Annotated in this window: 9 protein-coding genes; 6 read left to right on the forward strand and 3 right to left on the reverse strand. The window is 23.9% G+C overall.

Annotated features, from left to right (window positions below):
• Nucleotides 1-289 precede the first annotated feature (289 nt).
• The 3 genes from ACW95P_RS04795 to ACW95P_RS04805 form a co-directional block, all read right to left on the reverse strand.
• Nucleotides 290-2554 carry a hypothetical protein gene (locus ACW95P_RS04795; protein WP_457962128.1) on the reverse strand — a complete coding sequence of 755 codons (2265 nt, stop codon included), beginning with the start codon at nt 2552-2554 and terminating at the stop codon, nt 290-292.
• A gap of 136 nt (nt 2555-2690) precedes the next feature.
• Nucleotides 2691-3173, reverse strand: a complete 483-nt coding sequence (gene greA / locus ACW95P_RS04800; RefSeq protein WP_457962129.1) for a transcription elongation factor GreA — start codon at nt 3171-3173, stop codon at nt 2691-2693.
• A 112-nt stretch (nt 3174-3285) separates the two neighbouring features.
• The gene (locus ACW95P_RS04805; RefSeq protein WP_457962131.1) at nt 3286-4428 is read right to left on the reverse strand and encodes a hypothetical protein; all 1143 of its coding nucleotides are present in this window, start codon (nt 4426-4428) and stop codon (nt 3286-3288) included.
• 239 nt (nt 4429-4667) lie between these two features.
• Here ACW95P_RS04805 and dcm_N point away from each other — a divergent pair, with 239 nt between their 5' ends.
• The 6 genes from dcm_N to ACW95P_RS04835 all read left to right on the forward strand — a co-directional run bounded on the left by dcm_N (nt 4668) and on the right by ACW95P_RS04835 (nt 10332).
• Complete coding sequence (dcm_N, locus tag ACW95P_RS04810; protein ID WP_457962137.1) at nt 4668-5831, forward strand: DNA (cytosine-5-)-methyltransferase N-terminal subunit; 1164 nt, start codon at nt 4668-4670, stop codon at nt 5829-5831.
• Nucleotides 5822-7057, forward strand: coding sequence for an MAG4270 family putative restriction endonuclease (locus ACW95P_RS04815; protein WP_457962132.1), 1236 nt, complete (start codon nt 5822-5824; stop codon nt 7055-7057). The genes dcm_N and ACW95P_RS04815 overlap by 10 nt, the downstream gene beginning before the upstream one ends.
• A gap of 99 nt (nt 7058-7156) precedes the next feature.
• Nucleotides 7157-8341, forward strand: coding sequence for a low temperature requirement protein A (locus tag ACW95P_RS04820; protein ID WP_457962133.1), 1185 nt, complete (start codon nt 7157-7159; stop codon nt 8339-8341).
• A gap of 192 nt (nt 8342-8533) precedes the next feature.
• Nucleotides 8534-8956, forward strand: a complete 423-nt coding sequence (locus tag ACW95P_RS04825) for a helix-turn-helix domain-containing protein (protein ID WP_457962135.1) — start codon at nt 8534-8536, stop codon at nt 8954-8956.
• 26 nt (nt 8957-8982) lie between these two features.
• Nucleotides 8983-9516 (forward strand): IS30 family transposase, encoded by a 534-nt coding sequence (locus ACW95P_RS04830; RefSeq protein WP_457962138.1) that lies wholly within the window; start codon nt 8983-8985, stop codon nt 9514-9516.
• 273 nt (nt 9517-9789) lie between these two features.
• Nucleotides 9790-10332: a Panacea domain-containing protein gene (locus tag ACW95P_RS04835; RefSeq protein WP_457962136.1), complete on the forward strand. Its 543-nt coding sequence runs from the start codon at nt 9790-9792 to the stop codon at nt 10330-10332.
• Nucleotides 10333-10379: the final 47 nt, after the last annotated feature.

A 10379-nucleotide genomic window follows, 5' to 3' on the forward strand; every position in this document is an offset into this window, starting at 1 on the left:
AACTTGTAACTTTTTTATACATTTGAAAAAATTCTATTTATTCTGATGTTTTTAAGTGCTTGGCTATAATAAAAAGTGAACTTCTAAGTTTCGATCGTCACAACAATATTAGGGCGAATTTAACTTTTTATAGTTCACTTTTTTACAAGTTTAATTATTTATTATTTTTTTATAAAATATTTACCCAAATTAATTTTTTGAATTTGGAGCAAAAACATGGTAAATTTTAAGCTTTCTTAAATAATTTTATAACAAAAATTGTGGTTATTTTATTCTAGTTATACAAAAATTATTCATTAATAGGCATGCAAATATCAATTATCTCAAAATTATCAGGATCATTTTTGGCAGCTTGAATAATTTTATGGCAAAGCGTTGCTGGATTGATATTTTTAGCTGGATCATACTTTCCATAGTTAGCTCCAATAACATCAAGAATTGGAGAATTCAACATATATGCATATTCATTTATAATATTTTGTCCAGCAGGAGAAGAAAATGCATAAATTGCTACTACATTTTTTTCTTCATCAATTAAGAGCGAACCACTATTACCACGTACAAGTGTAGAAAATTCTTCATTATGATTAATTTGAAAAGTTAAAGTTTCAGCACTTCCACCACGAAATACGTAGTTCATTTTATTTATAATTTGACTATTATACCCTCCTGCTCCATAGCCATTCATATAAAAACCAAAAAGATTATTATTTTTTTCAGATCTTGTTAAATTTGTATATTTATTAGTAAATTTTAAAGGCGGAAGTGTAGGTCATTTTTCAAAATCTTGCAAAACTGAAGTTCAATTTTCAACAGAATGATTTAAACGAATTTTTTCTTTAATAAGCGGCTTTAATTGTTTTAAATCAATAATATTTACTTGTATATCTACTCCATAGCGACTATCTTGACCTTGTTTATTTTTTTGTTGATCTTTATTAATTATTCAAAAATTTGGTATTTCAAATTTGCTAGGGTTTTCTCTAATCTTATCTATCCCTTCTCAAAAATTGACATTCATTGTATTTTTAAAATAAGAATTTCCTATTTTTTTAAATTCATAGTAAATTCCTTCTTTGGCATATTTTTCTATTGCTTCACCAACATGGCGGTTTGACATTACATAATATCTTTCATCATTAGGATCTGATGGCTTAACTTTTGCAAACATTGTTCATGTTCCGGCAAAATAAAAAGTGCGGATTCTTATATCTTCAGCCAATGGAAAATCATTATAAGAATAAATTTGACTAATCACTGGTGAATAAGTATTTATAAATTTTTTTTCCGAAATATTTTCATAAGTAATATTTTCTTGTGTAGAAGCATCATTAGAATTAACATTTACATCAAATGGTTTTTCTGGGTTGAATAAGAATGCTCGATCTATAAATCGTTTTTTTGGAATTAATGATTTATTTGTATTTAAAAAATCTACAAAATTAAAATCTTTGTATTGTTCATATAATTTAAACTTCTCTAATGTTTGATTTTCTCCATTTTTACTTGTAAAACCTAAATTTACAAAAGATGTAAAGTATGAAAAAAATATTTTGTCATTAGCTTCAGCGTCATAAATATTGTCTGTTAATATTTTTTTAGTATCCGGTTTTTTACTTATGGAAAATGATAATGAATTACTACTGTTATGATATTGAATAACAAGTAGAATGTCATCTATTTTGTCTACAACTAAAAATTTTTTTTCTCTTATTTCTTCTAATGAAAACCTTATTCCTATTGGATAATTTTCATAAATAATAGATTTTTCAGTTGGTTCTTTTGTATTTGATTCATCAATTTTTCTTTTTCTAAAATTTAGCAATAAATATAAATAAGGTTCTAAACTTGTATCATCCATTTTTAAAATATTATCTATTTCATCTAAACTGAATTCTCAGTTAAATTCTTGTTTTTTTTCATTAAAATTTCATGACATGCGGCTTAAAAGATTATTCATTCGATAATATTTTTTATAAACATTAGTTATAGATTTTTGTAATCTAAACTTATTGTTTGAAAATCCAGGTCTCTTATATACATCATTATTGTATATTTGGTATTTTACTTTTATTTTTTCTTCAGAAATTTTAGAATCTGTAGGTTGCTCAATGCTAGAATCTACTTTTTCACCATTTTTTATTTCATAATCATTTTTATTATTATTTTCATCAATATCTGGAGTCTCATTATGATTTGAATTGTTTATAATTTGATCATTATTAGAAGGCTTGGACTCTGAGATTTCTGAATTAAATGAATCCGGATTAGGAGCTGGTGGTAAGGGATTATTTGAGTCTATATCATTAGTATTATTGAAATTTTCTGTTTTATTTTTTTCAGCGGCGTTGTCAGAAATGGGCTCTTCTAAATTTTCCCTTGAGTCAGGTTTCCCTTTATCACCACCAGGAATAGATTGCTTTATATCGGTTTTACCTAAATTAAATTTTTGAGAAAAAACAACAGCTAAAACAATTCCTGATATTAAAACCATTCCTGATAAAGGAATTGCTCAAAGTAATATTAACTTTCTTTTTTTAGATTTAAATTTCATAAATTCTTATTTCCTTTTAATTAAAATAATTGATAATAAAAACTGTGTATATTTTTAAATAATGTAAATATCTTTGATTTTAAAACAAAATCTACTGCAAGAGTAGATTTATAAAATTATAATTAGTAGATGAAAATTACTTCATTACTTCTAAAATTTTTGCTGTATATTTTTCTGGAGCATCAACTTCAACTTCTTCTCCAACTTCATGACCAATAATGGCAATAGCTAATGGGGAAAGATTAGAAATTTTATTTTCAAATGGGTCAGCATTTAAACTACCTACAATTTGAAATTGTAATTCTTCATTAGTGTTTAAGTTCAAAACTTTAACTTTCGAACCTAATGAAATAGTTTTTGTTTTGTTAGCTTTAAGTATTTTTGCTTTGCTTAAAATGTATTCAATTTCAGAAATTCTTGATTCAACTAGACCTTGTTTTTCACGTGCAGCATCATATTCAGCATTTTCTGACAAGTCACCTTGATTACGAGCTTCTTTAATTTCTTGAATTACTTTTTGACGTTCAACTGTTAGTAGTGTTTCTAATTCTTGTTTATAAGCATCGTAGCTTTCTTGAGTTAAAATAATTTCTTCAACTTTTTGAGTATTTTTCGGCATTATCAATAACCTTTCTAATATTCCATTAAATTAAGTATTTAATTATATCAAATTAGTTTTGAAATTATACCATTTAAAGTTTGTTGATAGCGGAAAATATTGGGTTAAATAATTATTTTTTAGATTTTTGTAAGTTTCTTTCTATAGCAAGTTCTACAAATGGTTTTACTTTTTTTCAATCTTTTTCATCGCTAATAAAAGTTCCTGTATTAGCTGGAGGATGTTCATTTATAGCATTAAACAAAAAATTATAATTCCCAAATTCATCTTCTGAGTGATTTAATTTTACATAGCCTTTTAACCTTTTCTTTTGAGGTTGAAGTTTAAAAGCTAAAATAATTTCATTATTAAAACTACTTCTATAGCTTGAGTAGCCTTGTTTTATGTCAAAATTAAATTTTTCATCTAATTGATTTAAATCTTTTTTAATTATTTTTAATAATTCTTTTATTTCATTAGACATTTTGTCATAATACTTGTAATAATTTGGGGTGCTATTCTTTTTATTTTTTGATAAATTATCATTTGTTTGAGTACCCTTACTTGACAAATCAATTTTTGTGTTTAAATTTTTTTTATTTTGATAGCTTAAATTTGATTTATTATTAATTAATTTGGCTGATGATTTTTCTAATGAATCACTAAATTTTGATATTTTCCAATTTTTTTCTAGTATATTTTCTACATTTTCCCAATTGTTACAAAACATTTCGCCCGCAATAATGTCAAAGGTAATAATATCTTTTTCTAAATATTTTTCATACTCAATTAGGGTTCAATTTTGAAAATCTCCATTTCTTCCATCAAAATCTTCTTTAAAATCCTCCAAATATTCTTCTGGGAAATATCTAACAATACATATAACCCTAATTTTATATTTATTACCTTTTTTAATAAATTTTTCTAGTAAATGCTTATATTTTTTATTATTTGACAATAATTGTAAAAAATTGTTGATGTTGTCACTTAATAATTTTTTATACCTTTTTGTTTGCTTAATAATCCTATCTGATGTATCTAATTTATATTCAAAAATGACAGGATTTAAATTATCATCAATTCCTATTGAATCTGCTCTTTTGGAATTTCTATTATTATCAAAATTAAATTCATGAGCTAAAAAATGAACTTTAAAAAGATCATACATATTTTGTTCTACCATACCTTGTACTTCTTTTTCGTTTTTAGCTAAAGCAATTTTTAAAACATTATTATTAATATGATCTAAAATCCTTTTTTTATTTTTGCTACTCATAACATTTTCCTTTAAATAAATTTATTAAAATTATAGTAACAAAAATTATACAGAGCGCACGAACAAATACGAAGAAAAATAACTAAATACGAACAATTAAATTATCTAATTTATTAGTGTTCTTTTTGCGATAAACTTAATATAAATAAATTAATGTTTACAGAAAAGGATAATATGAATAATACAAAAATAAATAGAAGAGAGAGAGAGAGAGAGAGAGAGAGAGAGAGAGCAATAGGATAGTTACTGTTTATGAAACTTTCGCTGGAATTGGTTCACAATTTCAAGCCTTAAAAAACATTGAAAAAAAACTGAATTTTCAAACTAAAAATTTAGGTGTTGTTGAATGATATATTGATGCTATTATCAGTTACCAAATTATTCATTATGGTTCACTAAAACCAGAAACTATTTTAACCCGCGAAAAAATGGTGAATTATTTAAGTCAATTTACTTTTTCAGCTAACAGTAAAACACCTGTAAGTAATAGCTATTTTCAAAAAATGCAAGAAGCAAAATTAAGGCGAATATATCCTTATCTTTTTGCATTTTTAAATGGTGGAAATGAAAGTCAAATAAGCGCCACAGATATTACAAAATTAATTACAATTCCCGAAAACATTGATATTTTAACTTATTCTTTTCCTTGTCAGGATTTGTCGCAACAAGGAAAGCAAAAAGGTTTAGAGACAGGCACAAGAAGTTCCTTGCTATATGAAATTGAAAGAATTTTAAAAAGTAATAAATCACATTTACCAAAATTTTTAATTATGGAAAATGTTAAAGCTTTAACACATCAAAAATTTAGGGTTGAATTTAACAACTGAATTAAAAAGCTTGAAAAACTAGGTTATCAATCAGAATGAAAGGTTTTAAATGCTGCAGATTTTGGTAGTTGTCAAAATCGAAATCGGGTTTTCATGGTGTCTGGTTTTGATCTTTCAAAATTCCAATGACCAAAACAAAGAAAGTCAAAACAGCTTAGTAAAATAATTAAATTAGATGATATTAGTTTAATAAATGATCAAGAAAATATTAATAAAATTTTTGATTATAAATGAACAGCTTTTAGCAGAACTAAAAGCGGAATTTATAAAGCTGAAATTTTAGAATATTCAAAATTCCGTTCTGAAAATTATTTATATTTGACAAATGGTATTGGACCAACACTAACTGCTTCGGGCGCTAATTCAAGACTTAAGTTTTATTTTCCAGAACATAAAATTATTAAATATATTGATGAAATTGAATCTTATCAGTATATGGGCTTTAGCAAAAAAGTTGCTGAAGTAGTTGCAGAAACTAATTTAATACCCAAAACTAAAATGATTTTTACATGCGGGAACTCAATATCTATAGAAGTTTTAGAAGCCTTATTTGAAGAGGTAATTAAATGTCTATAAATAAACAAGCCATCATTCCTTTAGATGAAGAATTATTTTGAACTGAATGAACTTTTGTATCTTCAAATTTTAATAAAAAAATAAGTAAAAATTCTACAAAATCAATATTTAAAGGCAAAATTACATTTGCGTTTGACAAATTAGGAGTTATTTATAATCGCCAAATAATTTTTGAAGAATTAGTAATTGATTTAAACACAACAGCTTCATGATTTGAAAATAAAAATAGCAATTTTAGGAAGCGTGAAAAAATTTTTCAGCTTTTAAATATTGAAAAGCAAATAATAAGAAATTCAAAAAGTGAATCATTTAATTTTTTAAAATTAAATAAGCAACAATTAGATAAATTTAATAATTGAATAAATACATATCATTTAACACAAAAAAATAATTTAAATATTGAAAATACAGGTAATATTAAAACAATTTTACCCATTATAAGAGGCAACAACCCTTCTGGCGAAGTTGGTAATTTTAAAAATGCACAAATTTTAGCAATAAATAATAATGAAACTATAAATTTTGTTTTATTTTTTGATTTAATGACAATTAAAAAAAGACAATTTAATCAAGAATTACTTACAGAAATTTATAATGATGAAAATTTGTATATTAATGATTATTTAAATTTTATTGATTCTAAAAATAAAAATTTGTTTCAAAAATTTCAAAAAAATTTATCTAATGATGAATTCAATAATATATCTCACAAATTAAAAACACATGCTAAATTAATTTATAAAATTAAAGAAAAAATTGAAAAAGATGTGCAATCAGAAAGAAGTAAATATAGTAAAATGATTCAAATTTCTAAAAATTTTGTTTTTCAATGGAAATATGCAGAAGATTTAGAAAAAGCTCATATTTACCCCGTTTATAAAATTAAGCAAAAAATGGAAAAAATTTTATTTAAGTATCAAGATATAAAAGACATTTCTGAAATTGATTTTATAAAATACAATGATTATAAAAATTTAATTTCTGATGAAGAAAATTACATTAATTTATATGCAATACTTCACAAACATTTTGATAAACAACATTTTACATATGATAGTAAAAATGGCAAAATGAAAATTATCAATTCAATAAAAATGGAAGCTTGATTAAAAGACCATAAAAATATTGCTCAAGCTTTTAGTCAAATTCCGTCTAATAAATTAACAACTAAAAGAATTGCCTATCTAAAATTAAGAGAAGCAGAAATACTTGAAAAAAATAAATAATTAAATGCAATTTATATTTACAAAACTGCATTTTTATTAAAATTATAGAAATTTTATTATAATTTTTTTAAATTTATTTATTTTAGAAAGGAGTTAAATTTGCTTGAAAAAATTAAAAAAGTAAAATTTTTTGAACACTTTTATGACATTGTTTTTATTTTAGCAATGGTGCTAATTGGAGAAGGTATTTTTGAACAATTAGAATCAAAGCATTTTACTCCGTCATTTTATGTAGTTATTTTCTTTACTTTTGCACTATTAATTAGTTTGTGATTTTATCAAACTATTTTTATTAATAAATATTCAGAAAATAAATATATAGAAAATTTCTTTTTATTTATTAATATGTACATTATGGTATTTTTGGCATTATCATTTCATTCTGTTTTTGGTGGACATGATGAAAATAAAACTGTTGAAAACCAAAATATTTTAAATTTGTATGTTGGTATTTTGTGTATTGTTACAGCATTAGAGTATTTAACAGTTGTTTTAATAAATCGAAAAACAATGTTTAAAAATCGCAAAACTTTTGCTTATGTTTTAATGGCCGTCCTTGTAACTGTAGGAATTATTTTTATTAGTTACAAAGCTGGAACATATCATGGAGAATCACTACGTCACGGTTTATTCTTTGCTTTAGTATTTGTAATGGTTGTAATCCCCGTTACTACAATGTTTATTTGCTTTAAAAATGATTCAATTCAATTTCATCATGTGGTAGAAAGATTTATCATTCTAAGTGTCGCTTCATTCGGAGAATCACTAATGATGTTCTCGGAAAAAATTGTACATGGCAGCAGTATTTTTGAACAAATGGGAAGGCTATCATCATTTTTCTTTGTTATGATTTTAGTGTTTGCTATTTACATTATGCAACTAGAAAAAACGGTGGATAGTAATATAAAAACTTCTGGAGCTATGATTATTATTTCTCACTTTTTTATTTACTCTTCCATCATTGCTTTACCAAATGCGTTATTAGTATGAAAAGAAAATAATTTAGTAGCAATAATTACTTTGATTATTTCTTTAACTGGTTTTTTATTTGGAACAGCATTAAACACAATTTATAAAAAAGAAAAACACAAATTTTCAATTCATTTTATCGCATCTGTATGGTTAATTGAAATTTTAATGTGTGTGATCTTGGGCGTATTTTATCAAAATGAAATTGTGATGTGAATCGTAACCCCTTTAGGTCTTGCAATTATCGCTGCTTTACAGTGATCAAAAATTCATGAAGATCAAGTTATAAGATTTTTTTCAAAAAAACAAGCTTAAAATTTTATATTTACAAAATATTTCCCAAATTAAAATATAAAGTGCAACGATTAGTGATAATTGTTGCATTTTTATATAATCTTAGTGAGAAAAGGTATGAAAAAAGTTCGCCCACTCACCGACTAAAATAAAAGTGATCTTTATATGAATTATAAATAATTATCTTATGATGAAGGATTAAAAATTTATTATTTGTGAAATTGTGATCATAAATCAGTTAATCAAATAGCTAAAATTTTAATAAAAAACAAGTCAACAATTTCAAGAGAAATAAAAAGAAATTCTAATAGTGGAGGATCTTATCAATTTAATTTTACACAAGAAAAAAGCAAAAGTAAACAATTACACAAATTTTTCTTTAAAGTTGAAAAATACAATGACTTTGTAAATTTATTTAATAAGTACTTTGATAAAAGAATCCATGGTGTAAAAGCTACTTGATGCAAAATAAAAGTGATGAATTTAAATATAGCAATGCCATCATGAAGACAAGTTTTTAATTGAGTTAAAAATGGCCAATGGAGAATATGACCTAGCGATCGTTTAGAACTTGATATAAAAAAGGCGAAAAAAGAAGTAGGGGTATATTTTCTAAATTTACTGGCAAATATGTAATTCCTATTTGAGCTAGACCAAAACATATTGACTTAATATTAGAACCCAATCATTATGAAATCAACTTAATTATAGGTAAAAAAGCTAATGGTTACAGCAATTTGTTAACATCAACTGAAAGAATAAGCAAAAAAACTTTTATAAAATCTATTAGAACAAAAAATTGCCATCTCGTTAAAAAGGCAATTGCTGAGTTAATTCAAGGTAATAACTTAACAGTTAAAACAATAGCTATTGATAATGGTTTTGAGTTTAATAAAATTGGTTTATTTGCAAAGCGATTAAATTTTCTTGTTTATTTTTGTGAGCCTTATGATTCTTACCAAAGAGTATCAAATGAACATGCTAATGGATTAGTTAGAAGATTTTACAAAAATGGATTTGATTTTTCAGATTTAATACCAAAAGATATTGAAGATTTACAAGACAAAATAAATTCAATGCCTAGAGAAGTGTTTAATTGAAAATGTTCAAAATATATATGATTCAATTTTAAAAATGTAAAAGAAAAACTTAAAAACAAAATAAAACCCTTAGTATATGGGTACGAAAAAGCTTAAAAGCAAAGCCAAAAAAACAAAAAATAAAAATATTCGCTTGAAATTCAAACGAGTATAATTTATTTTATGTAAAAGTGTTTGTTGCACTTTATATTTAAATAAAGAAATTTTCTACTAGTTAGAAAATATTTTTTTGCATTTTTAGCAATTTAAAGCTATATATAAATGGTAGAGAATTTGATCTACCAAAAAATTTAAACTTATAAAAGTAAATTAAAAAAACTTTATAAGTGTAAAATATTAGTATAAACATACTTATTAAGGAGATTAATCATGCAAATAAAACAAAATGAAAATGCTTTTTATGCCCAAGATTTTTTATTTGATTTTTTAAAATATTGTTTTGTAAATAAAAAAGTGGATAATGATTATTTATTTTCAATTTTATGGCAACAAAAAATATTTTATTTCTTGCAAGGTTATATGCTTAAAAGATTTAAAATGGTATTTTTTAAAGATAATTTTTTAGCTTGGAATTTTGGTCCCGCTATTTATGATCTTTATGCTTTACAAAAAACCAATGAAAAAAATATGAAACCCGAATATTTAGAAAAATGGGAATGAAAAAATAAAGATTTTTTTACTATGAGTCAAAATGAATTAACTGGAAGTCTTAAAAAAATGCGTGAAGTTTTAGATGAAGTTCTTAAAAAATATGGTGACACTAGGCCTTATATACTTGTTGAAAAAACTCATATGGAAAATGGTGCATGAGATAAAACTTTTAAAAATTCTAGATCTTTAATAAATATTGAAAAACAAATTATTGATGTTGATTTAATTTTAGAAGAATTTTCAACAAATCCAAATATATAATAATTTTTGATTCATTATGAAAAATATAATTAAAAAACTTGAAATGA

Source organism: Mycoplasma pogonae (assembly GCF_054170725.1).